This window comes from Pantoea sp. X-Soil-ISGK-421 (assembly GCF_059730785.1).
Map to the genome: position 1 here is coordinate 2,096,711 of NZ_AP035979.1, position 26,136 is coordinate 2,122,846.

Sequence of the window (26,136 nt, forward strand, 5' to 3'; positions counted from 1 at the left end):
CCTTTTTGTTGCTACTCAGGGCGATGAATCACATCGCCCTCCTGCTTTATCATAGCGCGCGCAGAATACCTTCAACGCTCGCCTTCGCATCGCCAAATAGCATTTGCGTGTTGTCTTTAAAGAACAGCGGATTCTGTACGCCTGCGTATCCGGTATTCATCGAACGTTTAAACACAATCACGTTCTGCGCTTTCCACACTTCCAATACTGGCATACCAGCGATGGGGCTGCGTGGATCTTCCAGCGCGGCTGGGTTAACGGTGTCATTCGCGCCGATGACCAGAACGGTATCGGTATCGCTGAAGTCATCGTTAATCTCGTCCATTTCCAGCACCACATCGTAAGGTACTTTCGCTTCCGCCAGCAGTACGTTCATGTGGCCAGGCAGACGTCCCGCAACCGGATGAATACCAAAACGAACCTTGATACCACGCGCACGCAGTTTTTCGGTAATTTCGGCAACCGGATACTGCGCCTGAGCTACCGCCATGCCATAGCCCGGCGTGATCACCACAGAAGAAGAGGCTTTCAGCAGCTCTGCAGTCTCTTCAGCGGTGATTTCACGATGTTCACCCACTTCATCGCTCTCGCTACCCACGCTCACGTCGGTACCAAAACCACCGGCGATTACGCTGATGAAGGAGCGGTTCATCGCTTTACACATGATGTAGGAGAGGATGGCACCGGAAGAACCGACCAGCGCGCCAGTGACGATCAGCAAGTCATTGCTCAGCATGAAGCCCGCTGCCGCCGCTGCCCAACCGGAGTAAGAGTTCAGCATCGAGACCACCACCGGCATATCCGCACCGCCGATAGACGCCACCAGATGCCAGCCGAACACCAATGCAATGATGGTCATCAACAGCAGCGCAAACACCTGCGCGCCAGTACTCTCGGTTTGCACGAACCACAGCATCAGCAGGAAGGAGACCACCAACGCAGCGAGGTTCATTTTATGACGATGGGGCAGCATCAGCGCAGAAGAAGAGATCTTGCCGCGCAATTTACCAAACGCCACCAGGGACCCGGTGAAGGTTACTGCACCAATGAAGATGCCGAGGAACACTTCGGTGAGATGGATATTTTCCATGACCGGCGTAAGGCCTGGAGCGTGATCGATGAAGCTGTTAAAGCCCACTAATACCGCCGCCAACCCCACGAAGCTGTGCAGAATGGCCACCAGCTCCGGCATTTCGGTCATTTCAACTTTCTTCGCCAGGCGCAAGCCAATCGCACCGCCGATCACCATCGCCACAAGAATCCAGGCAACGTTTCCGGTATTTGGGCCAAAAATAGTTGCGAGCAGCGCAATCGCCATGCCACTCATGCCAAAAATATTACCCTGCTTAGAGCTCTCGTGTTTCGAGAGACCGGCAAGGCTGCAAATAAACAGAATCGCGGCAACAATATATGCTGCAGTAACTAATCCGCCAGACATGTTGCTACCCCTTAATTCTTACGAAACATTTTCAGCATGCGCTGGGTGACGGTGAAACCACCGAAGATATTGATGCTGGCAATCAGTACAGCGATAAACGACAGCATCGTTACCCAACCGCCGTGGCCCATCTGCAGCACCGCGCCCACCACAATAATGCCGGAAATGGCGTTAGTGACAGCCATCAACGGCGTGTGTAAGGCGTGACTCACGTTCCACACTACGTAATAGCCGACGACACAAGAGAGTGCGAAGACGGTGAAGTGCGACAGGAAGTCAGGCGGCGCCACATTGGCCAGGCAGGCAAACAGCACGACCGCCAACGCCAGCAGCAGAGACTTACGCCACGGCGAAACCGGTTTCGCTTCGGCCTTCGGCAGCGGCTGTGCAGCAGGTTGCGCTTTCGGTGCGGCGGAAACCTGAATCGGCGGTGCCGGCCATGTCACTTCGCCATCACGAATCACCGTCACGCCTCGCACCACGACGTCTTCAAAATCTACGGTGATTTCACCGTTTTTCTCTTTGCACAGCAGCTTCAGCAGGTTGACGAGGTTGGTGCCGTATAACTGTGAGGACTGCGTTGGCAGGCGGCTTGGCAAATCGGTGTAACCGATAATCTTCACGCCGTTGCTGGTTAGGGTCACCTGATCGGCAACCGTTAATTCGCAGTTACCGCCGGTTTGTGCGGCCAGGTCGACAATCACGCTGCCCGGCTTCATGCTAGCCACCATCTCAGCGGTGATTAGCTTCGGTGCGGGACGGCCAGGAATCAGCGCGGTAGTCACAATAATGTCGACGTCTTTCGCCTGAGCGGCAAACAGTTCCATCTCTGCCTTAATAAAGGCTTCAGACATTACTTTGGCATAGCCATCGCCACTGCCCGCTTCTTCTTCGAAATCCAGTTCCAGAAACTCGGCGCCCATACTTTGCACCTGCTCTTTCACTTCTGGACGCGTATCGAAAGCACGCACGATGGCACCCAAACTGCCTGCCGCACCGATTGCCGCCAATCCTGCGACGCCTGCACCAATAACCATCACTTTTGCCGGCGGCACTTTACCGGCAGCGGTAATTTGGCCGGTGAAGAAGCGACCGAATTCGTGAGCGGCTTCAACGATGGCACGATAACCGGCGATGTTCGCCATTGAGCTCAACGCATCAAGCGCCTGCGCACGTGAAATACGCGGTACCGAATCCATCGCCATCACGGTGACGTTGCGCGCAGCCAACTTCTCCAACAATGCAGGATTCTGCGCAGGCCAGATAAAGCTCACCAGCGTGCTACCGGCACGCGTTAATTCGATTTCCTGGTCGTCAGGCGCATTCACTTTTAAAACGATGTCTGATTGCCACACATCATGGGTATGGGTAATGGTGGCGCCCACGGCGATAAAGCTTTCATCATCAAAGCTGGCGCGAAGTCCTGCGCTCTGTTCAACGGTTACGCTGAATCCCAGCTTGATCAGTTGCTCAACGGTCTTAGGCGTGGCAGCCACGCGCGACTCATTGGCTAACCGTTCTTTGGGTATCCCAATTAACATACTGTTTCCTTTCAACAATTAAAGGACGAGGTTGTGTAAGAGGCATAAAACTTAAAAGCTGAAACAGAGTTTCAGCTTTTTATGAGCAAAATGCACAATGTAACAAAGTCTTTATAACCTACTGAAAATATGAACAGCGATCCACAGCGATAACGCCTACTTATGACATTCACGCAAATATTCAGGCGCTACGATTGAATGCCGCGGTTTGCAACTGCATTTGGAACAAATTAAAAAATATTCTGCTGCGCAAAATCGTGTCATGTCGAATTAAGTATTTTTAAAAACCTTTAATTAACAACGCGTTAACTATTATGGCACTATGTGTTACCAGATTAACCGGTTATCTGTGCAAAAAAGAGCCGTAACAGAAGTAAATGACAGGCTGATGAATAAACTGCAGAGATTGTCAATCTTATGCGCTTAAATTGGCTGAGACAGGCTGATTATTACATGCAATAATCAGCGGCTAATCTGTTATACATCAAGAGTCCAGCACGTTTTCGTACTCATTTTGCGTAAGGCGAAGGATCATTTTTATGAAGCTGAAGAACACCATTCTGGCGTCAACCTTGTTATCACTGCTGGCAGCAAATGCGTTCGCTGCTAAAGAGTTAACGCCAGAGCAAGCGGCCGCGTTGAAACCATTCGAACGTATTAATATCAGCGGCCGTTTCAATGCCATTGGCGATGCAACAGATGCCATCTCTAAACAAGCCGATGCTAAAGGCGCTGACTCTTTCTATGTTCAGGGTATTAATGACAGCAACGGCAACGGCGGCAACTGGCGCGTAACGGCTGATTTGTACAAAGCCAATGCACCAAAAGCCGATGATGCCACTAAATACCGTACCTTCTCCGGTGTGAGAGAGCTGCCGAAAGCAGAAGCTTATCGCCTTGAGCCTTATGATACCGTGTCGGTAAACGGTTTCTTCTCAAGCCAGCCAGACGTTAATGAAGCGATTGCGAAGGCTGCCAAAAATAAAGGTGCTGCATCGTTCTTTATTGTTCGTCAGGTTGATGCGAACAACGGCGGCAACCAATATGTTACCGCTTACGTTTATAAAGCTGATGCACCAGAGCGTAAGGTGCAGAACACCTCTGATTCGATCCCAGCAGATTCCGAAGCCGGCAAAGCAGCGCTCGCCGCAGGCGGTACAGCTGCAACGAAAGTGGCCATTCCTGGCGTAGCCTCTTCGGATACACCAAGCCGCAACGTGGGTCGTTTCTTCGAAACCCAAAGTTCAACCGGTGAGCGTTATACCGTGAAAACCGCTGATGGCCGCAGCGTACAGGAAGTGAATGCGATTACCGCGGCGCAGATGCAGCCGTTCGATACCATTACCTTCTCCGACCACTTCGGTACGCCAACTGAAATCTCTGAAGCAGTCGGCAAACGCGCAGTGGCAAAAGGGGCTAAGTACTATCACATCACGCGTCAATGGCAGAACCAGAGCGGCGGCAATCTGACCGTCACCGCCGATCTGTTTAAGTAATCCTCATTAAGGGCGGCGTCCGTCGCCCTCTTCTGTTGTTTGCATAATCTCTGCACAATTTTGCATAGTCTTGCATTGCCTTCCCGTATCGCACTCCGTAAAATCTGCCGCCTGTTTTAGGGGATTCCGTTTCAAAGTTGGCTCATTGCCACGCGACACGCTAGCGGAATCGTTACCACCCAGCATACTCTGCTGCTCAGGATGGGCGTTTTGGATAAAAAATTAGGTCTTAGTGCGCTCACCGCGTTAGTACTCAGCTCGATGCTCGGCGCTGGCGTCTTCAGTCTGCCGCAAAATATGGCGGCGGTTGCCGGCCCGGCAGCGCTGCTGATCGGCTGGCTGATCACGGGCGTGGGCATCATCTTCCTTTCTCTTGCCATGCTGTTACTGACGCGGCTGAAACCGGAGTTGGATGGCGGCATCTTCACTTACGCGCGCGCCGGATTTGGTGAACTGATGGGCTTCTGCTCAGCATGGGGATACTGGCTCTGCGCAGTCATTGCCAACGTCTCTTATCTGGTGATTGTTTTCTCCGCGCTGAGTTTCTTTACCGACACGCCGGATCGCGTGGTATTTGGCGATGGCAATACCTGGCAAGCGATGCTTGGCGCATCCGTGCTGCTGTGGATGGTGCATTGTCTGGTGCTGCGCGGGGTACAAACCGCGGCCAGCATTAATTTGCTGGCAACCTTGGGCAAGTTGGTGCCGCTGCTGCTGTTTGTGGTGCTGGCGCTGCTGGCGTTCAATTACGATCGCTTCCGCTTTGATTTCAGCGGCGTCGAGCTCGGTCAGCCGCTGTGGCAGCAGGTTAAGCAGACCATGCTGATCACCTTATGGGTGTTTATTGGTGTAGAGGGCGCGGTGGTGGTTTCTGCACGTGCGCGCAATAAGAGAGATGTCGGGCGCGCCACGCTGATGGCCGTGCTTGCCGCGCTACTGGTCTATTTACTGGTGACGCTGCTCTCATTAGGCGTGATACCGCGTGCTGAGCTGGCGCAGATGCGCAATCCTTCCATGGCGGGTTTAATGAAACACCTGATGGGCGATTGGGGCGATGCGGTGATTGCGGTCGGCTTGATTATCTCGGTGTGCGGCGCTTATCTGAGTTGGACAATTATGGCCGCTGAAGTACCGTTCCTTGCAGCACAGCAAGGTGCGTTTCCGCGCAGCATCGCGCGCCAGAATCGGCACAATTCACCTTCAGCCTCGTTGTGGCTGACGAATGGAAGCGTCCAGGTTTGCCTGATTTTAATCGCCGTCACCGGTGCGGATTACAATACGCTGCTGACCATCGCCTCAGAAATGATTTTGGTGCCTTATCTGCTGGTCGGTCTGTATCTGATTAAGGTGGTGCGCGGACAAAACAAACCCTGGGCGATGTTTACCGGCATCGGCGCCAGCGCATATGGCATCTGGCTGTTGTATGCGTCCGGCCCGCTGCATCTGCTGCTTTCGGTGGTGCTGTACGCGCCGGGTTTGCTGTTGTTTTTATACGCACGACGCGGCGGCCGTGGCGACAAATTGTTGTCACAACTGGAACGCGTTGCGATTGTGTTTTTGATTGCAGCGTCACTGCCTGCGTTGTGGCAGCTGGCTAATTAATGCGGTTGGACAGGAATAGAAACGCACAGCAGGTCATCCTGCTGTGTCAGATTTAGCGGCTTACGGTATTCCTGATGAATAGCGTCAAGCTGCTCCGCTGACAACGGATACGGCAGCTGAATATCAAAGCGACTGATGTGTTGTTGCTCGGCTAAGGTGATGAGACGCGCAATATTAATCTCGTCGCTCACCTGCGTTGAAATGATTTGTAATGCTAAATCTTTAAGATGATCGTCGCTGGCCTGGAGGTTGTGCGCTGATTTACGCGTCACCATGCCAAAAATAGGCATTACGCCGTAGATGGCGTCGACAAAACTCCAGCGTTTTTTACAGGAAGCGGAAAGAAAATCACTGTAATTGAAGCAGATGCGATCACTGTATCCGGCTGAAGCCAGCTCTTTATCAGTCACCCTCGCACTCCTCCTGTTTTTCGTTACGGTTCCGAACCTTGCGCTACAACGCGCCGCTAATAATGGCACATTTCACGGTATACATACCAGTAACGCAGGGATATTTCGTGCGGTAGCGTAGAGCTCAGGACCAGGAAAAGCTATGCTGCTGAGATTCTCACCCGTCACAGTGAATTATGAACAAAATCGTCTATGTGGAAGATGAGCCAGAAGTGGGTGAACTGATCGCCGCTTACCTTGGCCGCCACGATATTGAAGTTATTGTTGAAACGCGCGGTGACCGCGCCGAAGCCACCATCGCCCTTCACGACCCCGATTTAGTGATGCTGGATATCATGTTACCCGGCAAAGATGGCATGACATTGTGCCGCGATCTGCGAGCCAGCTGGCAAGGTCCGATAGTGCTGCTCACCTCGCTCGACAGCGACATGAACCACATTCTGTCGCTGGAAATGGGCGCTAACGATTACATCCTCAAAACCACGCCACCCGCTGTATTGCTGGCGCGCCTGCGTTTGCATCTGCGCCAGGCGCATGTCGGCCAACCAGACGTCGCGCCCGCCATGCAAAGCTCCCAGCGCGTGCTGCGTTTTGGCTCATTGACCATTGACTCGCTCAATCGTCAGGTGACGCTGTTTGAGGAGAATATTGTGCTGTCGACTGCTGATTTCGATCTGCTGTGGGAACTGGCCAATCATGCCGGACAAATCCTCAACCGTGACGCACTGCTTAAAACCCTGCGCGGCGTAACGTACGATGGCATGGATCGCAGTATCGACGTGGCGATTTCACGTCTGCGCAAAAAGCTTTACGACAGCGCCACCGAGCCCTTCCGCATTAAAACCATTCGTAACAAAGGTTATCTGTTCGCGCCGCAAGCCTGGGATACCCGCTCCGCATGAGAAAGCTCTTTATTCAGTTCTATTTGCTGCTGTTCGTCTGTTTTTTGGTGATGACGCTGCTGGTTGGGCTGGTGTACAAATTCACCGCCGAACGCGCCGGACGCCAGTCGATGAACGATTTGATGGCCAGCTCGCTGTTCCTGATGCGTAGCGAACTGCGCGAGATCCCACCGCGCGACTGGAGCAAAACCATTCGCAGCCTCGATCTCGATTTGTCGTTCGATCTGAATATTGAACCGATGAGCAAATATCAGCTGGGTGACGCGGACATGAAGCGCCTGCGCGCCGGTGAAATTGTCGCGATTGACGATCAATACACCTTCTTGCAGCACATCCCGCGCAGCCATTATGTGCTTTCCGTTGGCCCGATCCCCTACCTTTTTTACCTGCACCAGATGCGCATTCTGGATATCGCGCTGCTGGCGTTTATCGGCATGTCGCTGGCGCTGCCGGTGTTTATCTGGCTGCGTCCGCACTGGCAAGAGATGCAGCGATTAGAAAAAGCCGCGCAGCGCTTTGGCCGTGGCGAACTGGACGTGCGCACCCATTTTGAAAGCACCTCCAGTCTGCACAGTCTCGGTGTGGCCTTTAATCAGATGGCCGAAAACATCAATACGCTGGTTGCCAGCAAAAAACAGCTGATTGACGGCATCGCCCACGAGTTGCGCACGCCGCTGGTGCGCCTGCGTTACCGGCTGGAGATGAGTGATAACCTCACCGAAGCCGAATCCGCTGCACTGAACCGCGATGTCGGCCAGCTGGAAAGTTTGATTGAAGAACTGCTGACCTATGCGCGACTCGACCGGCCACGCGTTGATCTCCATCTGCAATCCTTCGATCTGGCGCAATGGTTGCGTGTGCATATTGAAGATGTGCAAACCATGAACCCGCAGACACAGATTACACTCGATATTCCGCAGTTGGAGAACGTTGGCAGCGCTGATACACGTTTGATGGAACGCGTGCTGGATAATCTGGTGAATAACGCGCTGCGTTATGCGCAACAGCGGCTGCGCGTCAGCTTATGGTTTGATGGCGCGCTGGGCTGTTTGCAGGTGGAAGACGACGGCCCGGGCATTCCGCAGGAAGAGCGCGCCCGCGTGTTTGAACCTTTTGTTCGCCTCGATCCCAGCCGCGATCGTGCCACCGGCGGGTGTGGTTTAGGTCTGGCGATCGTGCACTCTATTGCGCTGGCCATGCAGGGAAGTGTCTCCATTGAGAGCAGCCCGTTAGGCGGCGCCAGCGTTCGCTTTTGCTGGCCGGTTGATCTACCCTTGCGGGACATTGCGCCACGCTAACCGTCATAAGGAGCTTTTTACGTGACTTCAGCTTATCAAGAACTTAGCCGCACTTTTCAGCGTCTCTCCCGCTTTGGCCATTTAGGCGCCATTGCCGGTGTCGATATGCAAACTACCATGCCGCCGGGCGGCAGCCAGGCACGCGGTGAAGCAATGGCCGAACTGAGCGTATTCATGCACGAAGTGCTGACCGATAAACGCCTTGGCGGATTATTTGATGCGGCACAGCAGGAATCGCTGAATGATGTCGAGCAGGTTAACCTAAGCGAAATGCAGCGCGCATGGCAGCAAGCGACGCTGCTGCCTGCTTCATTGGTGGAAGCAAAATCGCTGGCGGGTTCGCGCTGTGAACACGCGTGGCGTCAGCAGCGTCCGGCTAACGACTGGCAAGGTTTTTCCGCCAATCTGAAAGACGTGGTAAAGCTGAGTCGTGAAGAGGCGCAGCTGCGTGCCGATGCGCTGGGCGTTTCCCGCTACGATGCACTGCTGGATGTGTTTGAGCCTGGCATGACCAGCGCGCAGCTGGATCAAACCTTTGGCGAGTTGAAAACCTGGTTGCCCGATCTATTGCAACAAGCCGTGGCGAAGCAGCAGCAAACGCCTATCGCTCAGCCAGTGGGTCCGTTCGCCATCGAATCACAAAAACAATTGGGTCTGAGCGTGATGAAAACGCTGGGCTTCGATTTCAATCACGGTCGTTTAGATGTCAGTGCGCATCCGTTCTGCGGCGGCGTGCCGGAAGATGTGCGCATTACCACGCGTTACAACGAGAACGACTTCCTCAGCGCCATGATGGGCGTGATCCATGAAACCGGTCATGCGCGCTACGAACAAAATCTGCCGCAACAGTGGCGCGGACAGCCGGTCGCGCAAGCGCGTTCTACCGCGATTCATGAGTCGCAAAGCCTGTTTATGGAGATGCAATTGGGACGCAGTAATGCTTTCCTGCAGCATATTCATCCGCAGGTGGTGGCGCTGATGGGCGATCAGCCTGCGCTGGCGTTAAACAACTTTATCCGTCAGACGCAGCGCGTGAAGCCGGGCTTTATTCGCGTCGATGCAGATGAGTTGAGCTATCCGGCGCACGTGATTTTACGTTACGAGATCGAGCGCGCGCTGATTGAGGGCAAGATTGAAGTGGATGATATCCCGGCGCTGTGGGACGAGAAGATGCAGCAATCTTTGGGCATTGATACACGCGGTAACTATCGCGACGGATGCATGCAGGATATTCACTGGACCGACGGTGCGTTTGGCTATTTCCCGACTTATACCCTGGGCGCGATGTACGCAGCGCAGCTGTTCCAGGCGGTGAAACGTGCGATTCCGCAGGTCGAGACGCTGATCCAGCAAGGTGAGCTCCAGCCGGTGTTTGATTGGTTACAGCAGAACATCTGGCAGCACGGCAGCCGTTTCCCAACGCAGCAGCTGCTGATCAATGCCACTGGCGAAGCGCTGAATCCGCACTATTTCCGTCAGCACCTTGAACAACGTTATCTGTCTGAGTAAACTGCGCGGCGGCCCATGCGGCCGCCCTTTTCACTTCCTTTCCGCCGCTTTGTACAATCCGTTACACGCCGATACCAATGCCTCACGGAAAGCCTGGATTGTTTTTCATATAGTGTTTTCACCGGCCCCGCAGTGGGCTACACATGAAAAAATAGTTCGAGGATTTTGCAATGAAAAAATTATTTGCACTGGTGATCGCCGCTGCTATGGGTATGTCTTCTGTTGCTTTCGCTGCTGAAACTACAGCTGCTCCTGCCACTGCAGCAACTACTGCTGCTCCAGCGAAACACAAAGCAGTACATCATAAGAAACCTGCTGCTCAAAAAGCGCAGGCGGCTAAAAAGCACAAGAAAGTAGAGAAGAAAGCGCCAGCTGCACAGAAAGCCCAGGCCGCTAAAAAGCACCACAAAAAAGCAACCAAGCCAGCTGCACAGAAAGCCCAGGCTGCTAAAAAACACCACAAAGCAACCAAGCCAGCTGCACAGAAAGCCCAGGCGGCTAAAAAGCACCACAAAGCAACCAAGCCAGCTGCGCAGAAAGCCCAGGCTGCTAAAAAGCATCACAAAGTAACCAAGCCAGCTGCACAGAAAGCCCAGGCTGCTAAAAAGCATCACAAAGTGAAAAAAGCGGCTAAATAAGACACTCCTTTAGCGCCAACACCGTATTGATGATTGAAAACACCCGGTTATGCCGGGTGTTTATTTACTGGAGTAGCGAAAAATGGTGCGTCGCTATCGCTTCGAAATTATTCTGATTGTGATGATCCTCTGTGGCATAGTTGCTGCCAGCTTTTTTATCTAGTCGTTGTAGCGCGCTGATTACTCCAATATTTCTCCCTTTTTCACCGCTCACCGACTATAGTTATCGCTCAAGCGTGATGACAATAACCTCTACTTATTCTCGCCATTGAGAGAACTATGCGCCTGGCTATCCTGTTACTTGTTGGTCTTTTCAGTTTTAACCACACAGCACATGCCGATGATGAAGACGGGCCAAGCCCGGAAGACATCAAAACGTTGTTCTTTGGCAAAGATCACCGTCAGGCGATCAGCGACGTAAGCGCCGCGCCCTGGGATGCTATTGGTCAGTTAGAGACCGAAAGCGGTAATCTCTGCACTGCCACGCTGATTTCTGCCCATCTGGCGTTGACCGCCGGACACTGTTTACTGGCTCCACCCGGCAAGTTTGATAAACCGGTGGCACTGCGTTTTATGGCCAGCGCGAAAGGCTGGCGCTACGAGATTCATGATATTGATGCGCGCGTTGAACCCTCTTTAGCGCGCAGGTTGCAGGCGGACGGCGAAGGCTGGATTGTGCCACCGGGTGCCGCACCGTACGATTATGGGCTGGTTATTTTGCATAATCCGCCGTCCGGCATTGTGCCGATTCCGCTGTTTGAGGGTTCGCGTGGCGATTTGACCGCAGCGTTAAAAACCACAGAGCGCAAAGTGACACAGGCGGGGTATCCTGCCGATCATCTGGATACGCTCTATTCGCACAGCGATTGTGTGGTTACCGGCTGGGCACAGCGTGCGGTGTTATCGCACCAGTGCGATACGCTGCCGGGCGACAGCGGTTCACCGCTGCTGTTGAAGAACGGCGATGAGTGGCAGTTAATTGCGGTGCAAAGCTCAGCACCGGCACCGGCCGATCGTTACCGCGCCGATAACCGCGCGATTGCGGTGCCGTCGTTTAAAGATAAGCTGGAAGAGTTGGCGCAGTAAGATGCAGTCTTCAAACGTGCGTTTCAGTCGAAAAAGGCGGGCGTTGCGTAAAGACGGCGTGAATACATCCCTGTAGCCTCGACCGCCGGTTACTCGCCTCGTCCCTGAGGATCGCCCACTTTGTGGGCCAACGCTATGCGTTGTTCAAAAACTCTCCCGGCGTTTTTGTCCCTGCGGCGGACGCTTTACTCCACTGCCCACCTTTTTCTCCTTAATGTGATATTGATGCCCGCTTTCGTAGGGTCGCCATTCATGGCGACCCGCTAACAGGCGAATCGCCTAACTCAACTGCTCCATCGCCTGCAAAATACGTTTATCCGAAATCGGATAAGGCGTACCCAACTGCTGTGCGAAATAGCTAATCCTTAGCTCCTCCAGCATCCAGCGAATCGCCTGTACGTCAGCATCATCCTGACGCTGCGGCGGCAATTTGTTGCGCCACGCTTGCCATGCCTGCTCTACCGCCTGCACCTTCAGCATGCGCGCACGGTCGCTGTGAGGATCCACTGGCAGTTTCTCCAGGCGGCGCTCAATCCCTTGCAGGTAGCGCAGCGTATCACCGAGACGCGACCAACCGTTGCCTGTCACGAAACCGCGATACACTAAGCCATTCATTTGCGCTTTGATATCGCCTAACGCCAGCGCCAGCGACATATCCACGCGTCCCTTCAGGAACTTATTGATGTTGAACACACAGGTCAGAATCTGTTCGACCTGTTTGGCAATGGTGACCACGGTTTCATTCAAATCGGCACGCACTTTATCGCGCAGCTGTTCGAAATTCTCCTGCTGCCACGCCGGACCGCCCGCCTCCGCCATCAGCTTATCCACACCGCAGGCGATGCAGTCATCTATCAGTTCCAATACTTTGCCATACGGATTGAAGTACAAACCAAGCTTGGCTTTGTTAGGTAACTTCTCGTGCAAATACTTGGTCGGCGATGGGATGTTGAGCAGCAGCAAGCGACGCTGGCCGCGCCACATCATCTTCTGCTGTTCCACTTCGTTATCAAACAGGCGGATCGCTACGCTATCTTTCTCATCGACCAACGCAGGCCAGGCTTTAACCTGATAGCTGCCACGTTTTTGCTCATAGCTTTGTGGTAAATCGCCAAAACTCCAGATGTGCAACCCGCTCTGCTCTAAACCATCGTCGGCCACTTTCGACAGTGTTTCCTGCACCTTGCCCTTAAGCAACAGTTTGAGCTGATGCAGGTTTTTCCCTTCCTGCAGCTTACGATTGTGCTCGTCAACCACGCGGAAGGTCATTTTGAGGTGATCGGGCACCTGATCCCACTGCCAGGCTTCACGGTCAATGGTGACGCCGGTCATGCGGCGGAATTCGCGTTCCAGCGCATCCAGCAACGGCAATTCCAGTGCGTTGACGCGGCCAAGAAACGCTTCAGCGTAGTTAGGCGCAGGCACCAGATTGCGGCGCACCGGCTTTGGCAGCGATTTGATCAGCGCGATGACCAGTTCGCGACGCACGCCAGGAATCTGCCACTCAAATCCGGTCTCTTCGATTTGGTTGAGCAACGGCAGTGGAATGTGAACCGTTACACCGTCAGCATCCGCGCCCGGTTCAAACTGATAACTCAGTTTGAGTTTCAGGTTGCCCTGCTGCCAGAAGTTGGGGTAATCGAGCTGGCTGACTTTATCCGCGCCATCTTTGATCAGCATCTGCTTATCGAAGCTCAGCAGATCCGGATTCTCTTTGCTGGCCTGTTTCCACCACGTATCGAAATGGCGCGCCGATACGATATCGCTGCCGATGCGGCGATCGTAGAATGCGAACAGCGTTTCGTCATCGACCAGAATGTCGCGACGCCGCGATTTATGCTCCAGATCCTCGATTTCGTTGCGCAGTTTCAGGTTATTGCGGAAGAAAGCGTGACGCGTCTGCCAATCGCCTTCCACCAGCGCATGACGGATAAACAGTTCGCGGCTCAGTTGGGGATCGATGCGGCTATAGTTAACCTTACGCGCCTGCACAATGGCCAGGCCGTAAAGCGTCACTTTTTCCGTTGCCATCACCGCGCCCTGCGCTTTTTCCCAATGCGGTTCACTGTAGCTGCGTTTAATCAGGTGCTGCGCGAGCGGTTCAATCCATTCCGGATCAATACGCGCGGCGACGCGGCCCCACAAGCGGCTGGTTTCCACCAGCTCCGCCACCATGGTCCACTTCGGCGGTTTTTTAAACAGACCGGAACCCGGGAAGATGGAGAAACGCGCGTTGCGAGCACCGGTAAATTCCTGCTTCTCATTGTCTTTCTGACCAATATGCGACAGCAAGCCAGTCAGCAATGCACAATGCACTTCACGATACGGCGCAGGTTCGCTGTTAACGGGCATACCTTGTTCCCGCACCACCTGACGCAGCTGAGTATAGATATCCTGCCATTCACGCACGCGCAGATAGTTGAGGAATTCGGTTTTACACAGGCGGCGGAAGTGATTGCTGGAGAGCGCTTTTTGCTGCTCCTGCAGGTAATTCCACAGGTTCACGAAGGCAAGAAAATCAGACTCTTTATCCGCAAAACGGCGATGTTTCTCATCAGAAGCCTGCTGTTTGTCGGATGGACGCTCGCGCGGATCCTGTATCGACAGTGCAGCGGTAATGATCATCGCTTCACGCACGCAGCCAAATTTTTGCGCTTCCAACACCATGCGCGCCATACGCGGATCGACGGGTAGCTGGGCGAGCTGGCGGCCCGAAGGCGTCAGCTTGTAAGTTTCGTCTTCGCTGAGCGTAATAGCACCGAGCTCTTCCAGCAGGCGCACGCCATCCTGAATGTTGCGCTTGTCCGGCGCTTCCACGAACGGGAAGGCGGCAATATCGCCCAGTCCCAGCGCCGTCATCTGCAGAATGACCGATGCGAGGTTGGTGCGCAAAATTTCGGGATCGGTAAATTCCGGGCGGCTCAGGAAGTCATCTTCGGCATAGAGGCGAATACAGATACCTTCCGATACACGTCCGCAACGCCCTTTTCGCTGATTGGCTGAGGCCTGCGAAATCGGCTCAATCGGCAGACGCTGCACTTTGGTACGGAAGCTGTAGCGGCTGATACGCGCGGTGCCGGGATCAATCACGTATTTAATGCCAGGCACGGTCAGCGAGGTTTCCGCTACGTTGGTCGCCAGCACGATGCGGCGTCCGCTGTGCGATTGGAACACGCGGTTTTGCTCGGCATTCGACAGGCGCGCATACAACGGCAAAATTTCGGTGTGTGGGATATCACGCTTCATCAGTGCATCAGCGGTATCGCGAATTTCACGCTCGCCGCTCATGAAAATCAGAATATCGCCGCGACTCTCATGCCCCAACTCATCAACCGCATCAAAAATCGCCTGCAGCTGGTCGCGATCGCTGTCATCAGCGTCTTCCACCATCGGGCGATAACGCACTTCCACTGGATAAGTGCGACCAGAAACTTCAATCACCGGCGCGTTATGGAAATGGCGGGAGAAGCGTTGCGGATCGATGGTCGCTGAAGTGATGATGACTTTTAAATCAGGACGACGCGGCAACAGTTCGCGCAGATAGCCAAGCAGGAAATCGATGTTCAGGCTGCGTTCATGCGCTTCATCGATAATGATGGTGTCGTACTGCAGCAACAGGCGATCCTGCTGGATTTCTGCCAGCAGAATACCGTCGGTCATCAGTTTGACCTGGGTGGTTTCACTTACCTGATCGTTAAAGCGTACCTTGTAGCCGATGGTACCGCCTAACGAGGTTTCCAGCTCATCCGCAATGCGGTTCGCCACCGTGCGCGCCGCCAGACGACGCGGCTGAGTATGACCAATCAGCCCTTTTACCCCGCGTCCCAGCGCCAGGCAAATTTTCGGTAGCTGTGTGGTTTTACCCGATCCGGTTTCACCCGCCACGATCACCACCTGATGCTGACTGATGGCATCGGCAATGTCCTGCTGCTTCTGACTCACCGGCAGGTTTTCCGGGAAAGTAATGCGCGGTGTCGCCGCCGTACGCTGAGCAATGCGCTGCTCCGCCGCGACAAATTCCGGCTCCAGTTCAGCCACAATGCCCTGCTGCGCCGCAGGATTTTTCACCTTCGCTGCGCCCAGTAATCGACGTCGCAGACGTTGACTGTCGCGCAGCATCAGATTATCGAGCCGCGGCCAAAGGGAGGCTAAAGGTGAAGAGACGGATGATGACATAGCGATGCGTTACCTGTTGTTGCAGCGGCCGGATGATTTTCCGGCGGATTCAAGCAATTAATGGTCGGCATCATAGCACAAATTGGAACACCTGCCTGAACGGCACGTGCGAGGTTATTCAATTATTTCGAACATAGATCTCGAAATATTGCGCTTTTACCTCGCGGGCTAACTCCGTACAGTGTAAAGCATTGAGCGGTAAGCCAACCGCGTAACGCACAGGAAAATATCATGAGCAACGTTTTAGTTCTTAAATCAAGCATCCTCGCTGGTTACTCTCAGTCAAATCAACTGGCTGACTTCTACGCTGACCAGGCACGCGCTAAAGGTGATTCGGTTACCGTGCGTGATTTAGCCGCTCAGCCAGTTCCAGTGCTGGATGGTGAGCTGGTTGGCGCACTGCGTCCGTCTGACGCGCCGCTGTCGCCACGTCAGCAGGAAGCGCTGTCCCTGTCCGACGAACTGATTGCTGAACTGCAAGCCCATGACACCGTGGTTATCGCCGCACCCATGTACAATTTCAACATTCCAACGCAGTTGAAAAACTACTTTGACTTGATTGCCCGTGCTGGCGTGACCTTCCGTTACACCGAAGCAGGCCCAGAAGGTCTGGTGACCGGCAAGCGCGCGGTGATCCTCTCCAGCCGTGGCGGCATCCATAAAGATACGGCCAGCGATCTGCTGACGCCATACGTGAAACTGTTCCTGGGCTTCATTGGTATTACTGACGTGAACTTCGTGTTCGCGGAAGGCATCGCTTATGGCCCAGAAGTGGCGACCAAAGCGGCTAACGATGCGAAAGATGCCATCAAACAAATTGTTGCTGCGTAATCATTTTTGAACGTGATGAATGCCCACCCATAATGGGCATGACGCCATCTTTTGCCGGGCCTGAGCGCCCGGCTTTTTTATGCACATTATTTTTTCAGCCACAGCCCATTAATGCCGCGAACATACTCGCCGCTGCCCGCGCGATTCACCAGCTTCTCGCCGGCAATGCGTGCCACTTCGCTGGCAGTAAGGTTGTTTTGCTGCGCCACACGCTGATACTGCTGCAGGCGCCCTTCGTTGATGCGCTTCACCAGCGCCAGTGTTTCATCATCCTGCTGCCGCGCCGCCACATAGCCGCTAAGCGTTTCGCCAACGCGCCCCTGTTGACGCGCATCATCCAGCGTGAGTGCCCAAGCCGAGGGCATGAGCAGCAGCGCCACAATCAGCGCGATCCCCTTGCGTTTCATCATGCTTATCCTCAAAACAGACCGCTCTGGTTCTTCAGCAGCGCTTCCACATCTTTATCCACCTTGATGTGAATCTCATGTTCAATCTTGACGTTCATATTGATAGTGATCGGCTCTTTCGGTGCGGCAACTTCAATGCGTGGCACGCAGCCGATCAGTGGCAGCCAGGCTGCCAGCACCAGTAATGCCCTGAGGCTCATGGTTGGGGATCCTTGTTCGTGGGTAAGGTGGCATTTTGCTCCACCCAGGATTGCAAATTATCGCCAAAGCGCAGGCTGCGCCACAGCTGGAACAGATTTTCCTGATGCCGGTAGTTCAGGTTGACGGTCTGTCGGCGATTACTGAACTGGCTGACGCCTTTCACTTCCGATTGCATGACCAGATTACCGACGTTATCCAGATCGAGCGTGGCCCATGAACGCGAAATTTCCATATAGCGCAGCCAATCCAGCGCTGCGCCGGCGGCAAAGTTATTGCTGACAATTGCGTCCGCCATGTCTTTATCGAGACGGAACGTCAGCGGGCCACTGTTGGCGATCCAGCCCTTTTCAATCAGCCAGCGCGGATTATTCACCCACAACGGCAACTCACCATTCACCTTACCGGACATGGCAAACTGCTTGGGTTTAATTGCGGTGACCAGCTTGCTGAGATTGATCTCCTTCAGTGAGACGCGCGCCGCTTCGTGCTGCGGCATGCGTAACTCGGGCATGCTGACGTGTCCACCGAGCAGATCAAGATTCACGTTGCTCAGTGTTAACGGCTGCCGTTCCTGCCACGGATAATGCCCCTGCAAATCGGCAGTGATGTTTTGCAATGAGAATTGATTTTTCACTTCGGCGATGCGCAGGGATACAGGACCGCGCCGGCCCAACTGCCATTGATGATCTTTCAGGCGGAACGGCAGCGAGAAATCGATGCCATTGATTTCGCTGTCCGGCATCCACAGACTGCCGTTTTTCACCGTCCAGTGACCGCCAGCTTCAAAGCCCTGCTCGCTGGCCGCTGAGAATGCTACCTGCGCGCGCAGTTCGCCCGACTGAATGCGCATCTTCAAATCGCTGCTCAGCAGCGGCTGGAACACCGTCAACGACTGCGCTGGCCACCAGGCTTCGCCGCGCAGCCGTTCGCCATCCCAGCGGCCGTGCACGCGCACCGGGCCAATGTCCTGCGCCGTCAGCTGACCGCGCCAGATAAACTGGCTGGGATCGCTGCCTTTGGCTTCAACGTTGAGCTCTGACGGTGGCAGCCAGCCACCGTAGCTGAACTGCGTTTGACCGGATTTTAACGTGAAGCCGCCGTTAAAAGCGGGATGCTGAGCATCGCGCTGCCAGCGCACCGGCGCATTTAACGTCAGGCGCGGCTTAGCGACTTGCACATTGCCATAAGCCAGCTGATCGAAACCGGTATTCAGGGTATCAAGGCTTAACAAGGTATCCTGCCAGCTTCCGGTGCCCTTCACATCCCATTTGGCGGTTAACGGCGCGATCATGCCGTCACCCCAATAGCGCCAGTTCCACACGCCGCTGTCCGGCCAGAAGTCCGTGGCGCGTCCATCAAGATGCAGTGTGAAACGGCCAAAACTCGGATCGTGTGCTTTAAGTATCGCCTGCAGGCGCCCCTGAATCCCACGCGAGGCCACCGTCACGCCCGCCAAAGGCCAACGAGCCTCATCCACTTCCAGCGTCGAGAGTAAACGACCACGCAAACGCAGTAGCGCGCCCGGCTTCATGATCAATTGCGGATCGGTCAGCATGCCGTGCAGCAAGCCGGGCATGCTGCCAAACAGCTGCAGATCGGCAAATTTGCTCTCGCCGGTCAACTGGAACGGCAAGGCGCTGTCGATCAAACTCAGTTTGCCGGGACCCACGCTCAACACCAGGTTGCCCTTGCCACCGCGCCCCTGGGTCAGCAGATTGAATCGCCCGCTGACCAGCGTGTTTTCCAGCCCTTGCTGCCAGTTTTCCAGCGTTAATGCCATGCCACCCGACAGCGGCTGACCGGCCTGCGGCCAGCGCCACTGGCCTTGCGTGATGCGAATTTGCCGATCGTCAACCTGCCACGGCAGTTGCAGCAGCGGCTGATCGTCCTCCTGCTGTTTAACCGTCAGCGTACCTTGCTGTTGCTGCCAGTTGAGCGCCAGCGCCAACGGCTGCGGCCACTGCGCAACATTGAGGTCGGCGCTGAGTTCACCCGCAACGGGCAAGCCATCGGCAAAGGTTGGCAACGTCACATCGCCGTGCAGATTGAGCGGTTTGGGCAGTAAAGGATGACTGAGTTGCAATTGGGCAATGTGCAGCATCTGGCCCTGTAAACGGGCATCGACGTTGAGATTGTCGCCCTGATAATGCAGCCGCTGCGCATCGTTATCTAAAGTGAGGTCTAAACGGCCGGCATATTGCTGCCACGGCAGGATGATGATTTTTTTAAGCTGCACATCGGCGCCGGGCAACATTTTCTGCCAGTCGGCCAGGCTGCGCGGTGTGCCGCTTGCTTCGGTTTGTGGCAATGATTGCAGGCAGTCGCTGTTGAGTTGAACTTCCCCTGCGCTGAGCTGCCAGCGCTTTTGCTGCCAGCCCAGCGCCGCATCGCTGACATTCGCCAGTTCGCAATCGCCCGCCAGATAGCGCACCGCCGGGAAATGCAGCGCGCCCTGATGCCAGCGTGGCGTCCCCTTGAGCTCCACGCGAGTATTTTCCGGCAGCCAGATACCGGCCAGGCGCGGTAACCACTGCGTGAGCGTCAGCAGCAACCCTAATAGCAGCAGTATCAGCGCCAGCAGCGCAGCAAGTGTTCGGCGAAGGCCACGCGTCATGGCAATTAACGTTCCTGTTCTTTACACAATCCTGACGAGGAGCCAAATGATGGCATGTTATGCCTGGCAAATGAAGGCGTTAGCTTCTTAGTCTGGCTGAAGAACAGCAAAATGACGCGGAAAACGTTATCCTATTGAGATACCGACGTTGCATTTTTCAGGAGCGAAACAATGAAAGTTGCGGTTTATAGCACCAAGCATTACGACCAGAAATACCTCGAACACGTCAATGAGAGCTTTGGATTTGAGCTGCAGTTTTTTGACTTCCTGCTCACGCCCGCCACGGCAAAGAACGCGGCGGGCTGCGATGCGGTGTGCATTTTCGTCAATGATGATGCCAGCAAAGAGGTGCTGGAAGAGTTGGCGGCGTTAGGCGTTAAACACATCGCGTTGCGTTGCGCCGGCTTTAATAATGTCGATCTTGCCAGGGCGAAAGAGCTGGGTTTAAACGTGGTACGCGTGCCGGCTTATTCCCCGGAAGCGGTGGCCGAGCATGCGGTTGGTCTGATGATGACGCTTAATCGCCGCATTCACCGTGCCTATCAACGCACGCGGGATGCCAACTTTTCACTGGATGGCTTAACCGGCTTTAACATGCACAACAAAACGGTGGGCGTGGTCGGCACCGGTAAAATCGGTATCGCGGCGATGCGCATTCTGAAAGGGTTTGGCATGCGCCTGCTGGCATTCGATCCATATCCAAGCCAGGCGGCACTGGAGCTGGGCGCAGAATATGTTGATCTTAAAACGCTGTTCGCCGAATCCGATGTGATTACGCTGCACTGTCCGCTCACGCCGGAAAACCACCATCTGCTCAACGCGCAAGCGTTTAGCCAAATGAAAGACGGCGTGATGATCATTAACACCAGCCGCGGCGGTTTAATTGACTCGCAGGCGGCCATTGATGCGCTTAAACAGCAAAAGATTGGTTCATTGGGCATGGATGTCTATGAAAACGAGCGCGATCTGTTCTTTGAAGACAAATCGAATGACGTGATTCAGGACGATGTGTTCCGTCGTCTGTCCGCCTGTCACAACGTGCTGTTCACCGGCCATCAGGCTTTCCTGACCGCCGAAGCGCTCACCGCGATTGCAGAAACCACGCTGAGCAACTTACAGCAGCTTGAACGCGGTGAAAACAGCCCGAATCAGGTGACCGCTTAACCCTTCTGCGCCTGCCTTAGCGGGCGCAGCTTCCACCCATCAGTGCCTGTTCGTCACAACGACGACCATTGGCCAACTGACACATGCCAATGCGCGAACCGTCCAACTGACGTGAGAACGCCAACGATCCCCCAGCATTACTGCAATTCACTTCAGCCATTGATGACATCACCACGCGCGGTTGTACGTGGGCGGCGGTAGCTTGTTGCGGCGGTTCGTTATCACTGTTGCTGCTGCAGGCAGAAAGTAACAACGTGGCGCCAGCCAGCAGGAAGAGAGCGGCTTTCATCGATGGGGCTCCGGGGATTGAGCGAAAAAGTCGCACCAGCATATGTCAGGTGCCGTGAGGGATCGATAGGCGACACAGCTTTTTACAAAATTTAATTTCATTGTTTGCAAGCAGAATTATCCTGTTTGAAATATTTCCGCCCTTTTCGCCCGGCGGAACAGTTGTTTTTCAACCACTAAGGAGAGAACGATGTTGACGGATATGCTCATCAGAATCGCACTGGCCGGCATTCTCGGCGGACTGATTGGCCTCGAACGGCAGTTACGCGCCAAAGAAGCCGGTTTACGTACGCATATTTTGGTCGGGATCGGCAGCGCGATGTTTATGCTGGTATCGAAATATGGCTTTGCCGACATGTTAGTCAGCGATCATGTGGCGCTCGATCCCAGCCGTATCGCGGCGCAGGTGGTGAGCGGCATGGGCTTCCTCGGTGCAGGCACCATCATTATTCAGAAGCAAGTGGTGAAAGGTTTGACCACCGCTGCGGGCTTGTGGGTCACTGCGGCTATAGGTCTGGTGATCGGTAGCGGCATGTATGAAATTGGCATTTACGGCACCGTGCTAGCGCTGGTGGTACTGGAAACCTTTCGTCGCATCAGTCACTGGCTGATTGGGCGGCACCATACGCTACTGGTTCACCTTAAACCGAAAAGCGTACCGCTGGTGCTGCTGGTGTTGCAGCGTGAAAATGTGCGCTACGGTCATATCGCGGTGGTGAATCGTGATGAAGAGATTGGTCTGTGTGAGTTAAGCGTTGAAGTGACATTGTCACGACGCACGCCCATGCACAATATTTATGATAAAGTGATGGAAATCAAGGGCGTTCAGTCACTTGAGATGATGTAACAATCACCAATGTTAGTTACCGGTGCGCTAAAGACCCGCAAGCACACGAACGAAAAAGTCGCATCATAACGCTTTGCTAAACTGAAATGATAACCCCCGTAAATTTTACGGGCTCTCAGCGTAGCAAAGGACGATTTATGATTACCGTCGACGGTAACGGTGCAGTGGCTTCTGTCGCCTTCCGCACCAGCGAAGTGATTGCCATTTATCCCATCACGCCCAGTTCTACCATGGCCGAACTGGCGGATAGCTGGTCAGGCGAAGGCCGCCGCAACATTTGGGGCGATGTGCCGCGTGTGATCGAAATGCAATCTGAAGGTGGTGCCATTGCTACGGTGCACGGTGCGTTGCAAACCGGCGCACTTTCGACCACGTTCACCTCTTCGCAGGGATTGTTATTAATGATCCCTACGCTGTACAAACTGGCTGGTCAGCTTACGCCTTTTGTTCTGCACGTTGCGGCACGTACCGTGGCGACGCACGCGCTATCGATTTTTGGCGATCACTCCGATGTTATGGCGGTGAGACAAACCGGCTGCGCGCAACTTTGCGCCTCCAGCGTGCAGGAGGCGCAGGATTTTGCGTTGATTGCGCAAATCGCCTCTCTCAACAGCCGCATCCCTTTTATCCACTTCTTTGATGGTTTTCGCACCTCACACGAGATCAATAAGATCGTGCCGATTAGCGATGAAACCTTGCAGGCATTGATGCCCGCCGAGGCGATCAACGCGCATCGCGCCCGGGCGTTAACGCCAGATCGTCCGACGATTCGCGGCACATCCGCTAATCCCGATACTTATTTCCAGTCACGCGAAGCCACCAACCGCTGGTACGACAATTGCACCCAACATGTTGAAGCAGCGATGACCGCGTTTGGCGAACATACCGGACGCCATTATCAGCCGTTTGAGTTTTATGGTCATCCACAGGCCGAACGCGTGATAGTGATGATGGGCTCGGGTTGCGGTACTGCGGAAGAAGCGATTGATGAGATGCTGCAGCACGGTGAAAAAGTCGGTCTGGTGAAAGTGCGCTTATATCGTCCCTTTTCGGCAGCGCATTTGTTGCAAATGATCCCCGCTTCCGCACGGCGTATCGCAGTACTCGATCGCACCAAAGAGCCCGGCGCGCTCGGCGAACCGCTGTTCCTTGATGTGATGACCGCACTGGCTGAAGCCTACAGTCGCGGCGAGCGTGCAACGCTGCCGAAGGTGATGGGCGGTCGCTACGGTTTGTCGTCGAAAGAGTTCGCGCCCGATGCGGTATTAGCGGTATTTCGCGCATTGCTACGCGATCAACCCCCGGCGCGTTTCACCGTCGGCATCTACGACGATGTCACCCATCTTTCGCTGCCACTGGAAGCGAATATCGTGCCTAATCGCGCGCGGCTCGAGGCACTGTTTTATGGTTTAGGCAGCGATGGCAGCGTCAGCGCCAGCAAAAACAACCTGAAGATTATTGGCAACGCTACGCCGTGGCAGGTGCAGGGCTATTTCGTCTACGACTCGAAGAAAGCCGGTGGCCTGACGGTATCCCATCTGCGCGTTAGTGAATATCCGATCCATTCTGCCTATTTGATTCAGCAAGCCGATTTTATTGGCTGCCATCAGCTGCAGTTCATCGATAAGTATTCCCTACTCGATCAGCTTAAACCGGGCGGGATTTTTCTGCTCAATACGCCTTACAGCGCTGGGATCGTGTGGTCACGCCTCCCGCAGGAAGTGCAGAGCCAGCTCAACGATAAACAGGCGCGATTTTATGTGATCAACGCTACGCGTATCGCCCGAGAATGTCAGCTGGGCGCACGCATCAACACGGTGATGCAAATGGCTTTTTTCCAGCTGACACAAATTCTGCCGGGTGACAGTGCGCTAACTGAACTGCAAAACGCCATTGCACGCAGCTACAGCAGCAAAGGCGAAGAACTGGTGCAGCGGAACTGGCAAGCGCTGGCGATGGCGCAACAAGCATTGCAAAAGGTACCGCTCCAGGCGATAGACGATCACAGTCCGTATCGCCCGCCGGTAGTTTCCGACTGTGCGCCAGATTTCGTTAAAACCGTCACTGCAGCCATGCTGGCTGGTTTGGGCGACAAACTGCCGGTGTCGGCGCTGCCCCCAGATGGCACCTGGCCGGTTGGCACCACGCAGTGGGAAAAGCGCAATATTGCCGAGGCTGTGCCTATTTGGCAGCCCGATCTCTGTACGCAGTGCAATCATTGTGTCGCCGCCTGTCCGCATTCGGCAATTCGCGCCAAAGTAGTTGCTCCTGAAGCGCTGGAGGATGCGCCATCTACGCTCGCCTCACTGGATGTGAAATCGCGCGATATGCGCGGCCAGAAATACGTGTTGCAGGTGGCGCCGGAAGATTGCACCGGCTGTAACCTGTGTGTGGAAGTGTGCCCGGCCAGCGATCGCCAGCATCCGGAAATTAAAGCTATCAACATGAAATCGCGACTGGAGCATGTGGAGACTGAAAAGGTCAATTACACCGCCTTTCTCGCGCTGCCGGAGATCAATGTCGAACAGTTGGAACGTATTGATATCCGCACCTCGCAGCTAATTACGCCACTGTTTGAATATTCCGGTGCCTGCTCGGGCTGCGGGGAAACGCCGTATATCAAATTGCTGACGCAACTGTATGGCGATCGTCTGCTGATTGCGAATGCCACCGGATGCTCCTCCATTTACGGCGGCAATTTGCCTTCCACACCCTACACCACCAATGCCGACGGACGCGGTCCGGCATGGGCAAATTCACTGTTTGAAGATAATGCCGAATTTGGTTTGGGATTTCGCTTAAGTGTTGATCAACATAAACAGCGCGCGCTCAGACTGCTGGATCAATGCGCGGCGCAGTTACCGGCGGCGTTAGTTGATGAATTGAAAAGTGACAGCGTCACTGTTTCTCGGCGACGTGAGCAAATTGAACAGCTGCGCGCCCTGCTCTCAGCGTTATCACAGCCCGAAGCCAAAGCATTAACCGAGGCGGCCGATGCATTAGTGGAGAAGTCGGTCTGGCTGATTGGTGGCGATGGCTGGGCTTATGACATTGGCTATGGCGGACTCGATCACGTGATGAGCCTGAGTGAAAACGTCAACGTGCTGGTGCTGGATACGCAGTGCTACTCCAATACCGGTGGCCAGGCTTCAAAAGCGACACCGCTCGGGGCGGTAACCAAGTTTGGCGAACAAGGGAAACGCAAGGCGCGTAAAGATCTCGGCATGTCGACCCTGCTGTACGGGCATGTGTATGTGGCGCAGATATCGCTGGGTGCGCAGCTCAATCAAACGGTGAAAGCGATTCAGGAAGCGGAAGCCTGGCCGGGACCGTCGCTGATTATTGCTTACAGTCCCTGCGAAGAGCATGGCTACGATTTGGCGTACAGCCACGAGCAGATGCGCCTGCTGACCACCAGCGGTTTCTGGCCGCTTTATCGCTTTGATCCTCGGCGTGCTGAGCAAGGTAAAGCGGCGCTGGCACTGGATTCACGTCCACCGACCTCAGAACTGGAACAGGCATTACTGAACGAGCAGCGTTTCCGCCAATTACAAACCCAACGTCCCGAAGAGGCTTCGCAGTTATGGCGTGATGCGACTGAAGCCGCCAGTCAGCGCTATCAGCGGCTGGCGGAGTTAGCGGGAAAAACCGAGAAGAGTGAGTAAATGAACAAGCCCGGCGCAACGGC

Annotated in this window: 20 protein-coding genes; 12 read left to right on the top strand and 8 right to left on the bottom strand. The window is 54.5% G+C overall.

Annotated features, from left to right (window positions below; translation table 11 throughout):
- Window positions 1-49: 49 nt before the first annotated feature.
- Both pntB and pntA read right to left on the bottom strand, forming a co-directional pair.
- The gene (gene pntB / locus AC6I8K_RS09775; RefSeq protein ID WP_064738754.1) at window positions 50-1,438 is read right to left on the bottom strand and encodes a Re/Si-specific NAD(P)(+) transhydrogenase subunit beta; all 1,389 of its coding nucleotides are present in this window, start codon (window positions 1,436-1,438) and stop codon (window positions 50-52) included.
- A gap of 11 nt (window positions 1,439-1,449) precedes the next feature.
- The gene (gene pntA / locus AC6I8K_RS09780) at window positions 1,450-2,979 is read right to left on the bottom strand and encodes a Re/Si-specific NAD(P)(+) transhydrogenase subunit alpha (RefSeq protein ID WP_483817447.1); all 1,530 of its coding nucleotides are present in this window, start codon (window positions 2,977-2,979) and stop codon (window positions 1,450-1,452) included.
- A gap of 539 nt (window positions 2,980-3,518) precedes the next feature.
- On the opposite strand from pntA, the gene ydgH reads away from it, so the two are divergent.
- Entirely contained in the window at window positions 3,519-4,475 is a 957-nt protein-coding gene (ydgH, locus tag AC6I8K_RS09785; RefSeq protein ID WP_497826638.1) for a DUF1471 family protein YdgH, read from the top strand.
- Between the two features lie 210 nt (window positions 4,476-4,685).
- Entirely contained in the window at window positions 4,686-6,077 is a 1,392-nt protein-coding gene (locus AC6I8K_RS09790; RefSeq protein WP_497826639.1) for an amino acid permease, read from the top strand.
- On the opposite strand, the gene AC6I8K_RS09795 is transcribed toward AC6I8K_RS09790, so the two are convergent.
- Entirely contained in the window at window positions 6,074-6,487 is a 414-nt protein-coding gene (locus tag AC6I8K_RS09795) for a hypothetical protein (RefSeq protein WP_483817449.1), read from the bottom strand. The genes AC6I8K_RS09790 and AC6I8K_RS09795 overlap by 4 nt on opposite strands.
- 176 nt (window positions 6,488-6,663) lie before the next feature.
- Between AC6I8K_RS09795 and rstA the strand changes: the two genes are divergently transcribed.
- The 6 genes from rstA to AC6I8K_RS09825 all read left to right on the top strand — a co-directional run bounded on the left by rstA (window position 6,664) and on the right by AC6I8K_RS09825 (window position 11,920).
- The gene (rstA, locus tag AC6I8K_RS09800) at window positions 6,664-7,389 is read left to right on the top strand and encodes a two-component system response regulator RstA (protein WP_064738758.1); all 726 of its coding nucleotides are present in this window, start codon (window positions 6,664-6,666) and stop codon (window positions 7,387-7,389) included.
- Window positions 7,386-8,687: a two-component system sensor histidine kinase RstB gene (gene rstB / locus AC6I8K_RS09805; protein ID WP_497826640.1), complete on the top strand. Its 1,302-nt coding sequence runs from the start codon at window positions 7,386-7,388 to the stop codon at window positions 8,685-8,687. The genes rstA and rstB overlap by 4 nt, the downstream gene beginning before the upstream one ends.
- A gap of 21 nt (window positions 8,688-8,708) precedes the next feature.
- Entirely contained in the window at window positions 8,709-10,196 is a 1,488-nt protein-coding gene (locus tag AC6I8K_RS09810) for a carboxypeptidase M32 (protein WP_497826641.1), read from the top strand.
- A gap of 170 nt (window positions 10,197-10,366) precedes the next feature.
- Entirely contained in the window at window positions 10,367-10,834 is a 468-nt protein-coding gene (gene asr / locus AC6I8K_RS09815; protein ID WP_483817452.1) for an acid resistance repetitive basic protein Asr, read from the top strand.
- A gap of 82 nt (window positions 10,835-10,916) precedes the next feature.
- Window positions 10,917-10,997 (top strand): small membrane protein YdgU, encoded by an 81-nt coding sequence (gene ydgU / locus AC6I8K_RS09820; protein WP_455843913.1) that lies wholly within the window; start codon window positions 10,917-10,919, stop codon window positions 10,995-10,997.
- Between the two features lie 116 nt (window positions 10,998-11,113).
- Window positions 11,114-11,920, top strand: a complete 807-nt coding sequence (locus tag AC6I8K_RS09825) for a trypsin-like serine peptidase (RefSeq protein ID WP_064738762.1) — start codon at window positions 11,114-11,116, stop codon at window positions 11,918-11,920.
- A gap of 279 nt (window positions 11,921-12,199) precedes the next feature.
- Here the strand turns inward: AC6I8K_RS09825 and hrpA are convergent, their stop codons facing one another.
- Entirely contained in the window at window positions 12,200-16,096 is a 3,897-nt protein-coding gene (gene hrpA, locus AC6I8K_RS09830) for an ATP-dependent RNA helicase HrpA (RefSeq protein WP_497826642.1), read from the bottom strand.
- Between the two features lie 231 nt (window positions 16,097-16,327).
- Between hrpA and azoR the strand changes: the two genes are divergently transcribed.
- Window positions 16,328-16,927 carry an FMN-dependent NADH-azoreductase gene (azoR, locus tag AC6I8K_RS09835; protein ID WP_483817454.1) on the top strand — a complete coding sequence of 200 codons (600 nt, stop codon included), beginning with the start codon at window positions 16,328-16,330 and terminating at the stop codon, window positions 16,925-16,927.
- Window positions 16,928-17,013: 86 nt separating this feature from the next.
- Here the strand turns inward: azoR and AC6I8K_RS09840 are convergent, their stop codons facing one another.
- From AC6I8K_RS09840 to AC6I8K_RS09850, 3 genes are read right to left on the bottom strand one after another with little or no spacing between them, the layout of a single operon-like run.
- Window positions 17,014-17,334: a YdbL family probable chaperone protein gene (locus AC6I8K_RS09840; protein ID WP_497827239.1), complete on the bottom strand. Its 321-nt coding sequence runs from the start codon at window positions 17,332-17,334 to the stop codon at window positions 17,014-17,016.
- Window positions 17,335-17,345: 11 nt separating this feature from the next.
- The gene (locus AC6I8K_RS09845) at window positions 17,346-17,534 is read right to left on the bottom strand and encodes a YnbE family lipoprotein (RefSeq protein ID WP_008106429.1); all 189 of its coding nucleotides are present in this window, start codon (window positions 17,532-17,534) and stop codon (window positions 17,346-17,348) included.
- A complete protein-coding gene (locus AC6I8K_RS09850; protein ID WP_497826643.1) occupies window positions 17,531-20,149 on the bottom strand; it encodes a YdbH family protein in 2,619 nt (872 codons plus the stop codon). The genes AC6I8K_RS09845 and AC6I8K_RS09850 overlap by 4 nt, the downstream gene beginning before the upstream one ends.
- A 171-nt stretch (window positions 20,150-20,320) precedes the next feature.
- Between AC6I8K_RS09850 and AC6I8K_RS09855 the strand changes: the two genes are divergently transcribed.
- On the top strand, window positions 20,321-21,313 hold the full coding sequence (locus AC6I8K_RS09855; RefSeq protein WP_497826644.1) for a 2-hydroxyacid dehydrogenase: 993 nt from the start codon (window positions 20,321-20,323) through the stop codon (window positions 21,311-21,313).
- Window positions 21,314-21,329: 16 nt separating this feature from the next.
- Here AC6I8K_RS09855 and AC6I8K_RS09860 read toward each other — a convergent pair whose 3' ends face one another.
- The gene (locus tag AC6I8K_RS09860) at window positions 21,330-21,602 is read right to left on the bottom strand and encodes a putative hemolysin (RefSeq protein ID WP_061718809.1); all 273 of its coding nucleotides are present in this window, start codon (window positions 21,600-21,602) and stop codon (window positions 21,330-21,332) included.
- 189 nt (window positions 21,603-21,791) lie between these two features.
- On the opposite strand from AC6I8K_RS09860, the gene AC6I8K_RS09865 reads away from it, so the two are divergent.
- Window positions 21,792-22,448 (top strand): MgtC/SapB family protein, encoded by a 657-nt coding sequence (locus AC6I8K_RS09865; RefSeq protein WP_008106437.1) that lies wholly within the window; start codon window positions 21,792-21,794, stop codon window positions 22,446-22,448.
- Between the two features lie 137 nt (window positions 22,449-22,585).
- Window positions 22,586-26,113 carry a pyruvate:ferredoxin (flavodoxin) oxidoreductase gene (nifJ, locus tag AC6I8K_RS09870; RefSeq protein ID WP_497826645.1) on the top strand — a complete coding sequence of 1,176 codons (3,528 nt, stop codon included), beginning with the start codon at window positions 22,586-22,588 and terminating at the stop codon, window positions 26,111-26,113.
- Window positions 26,114-26,136 lie beyond the last annotated feature (23 nt).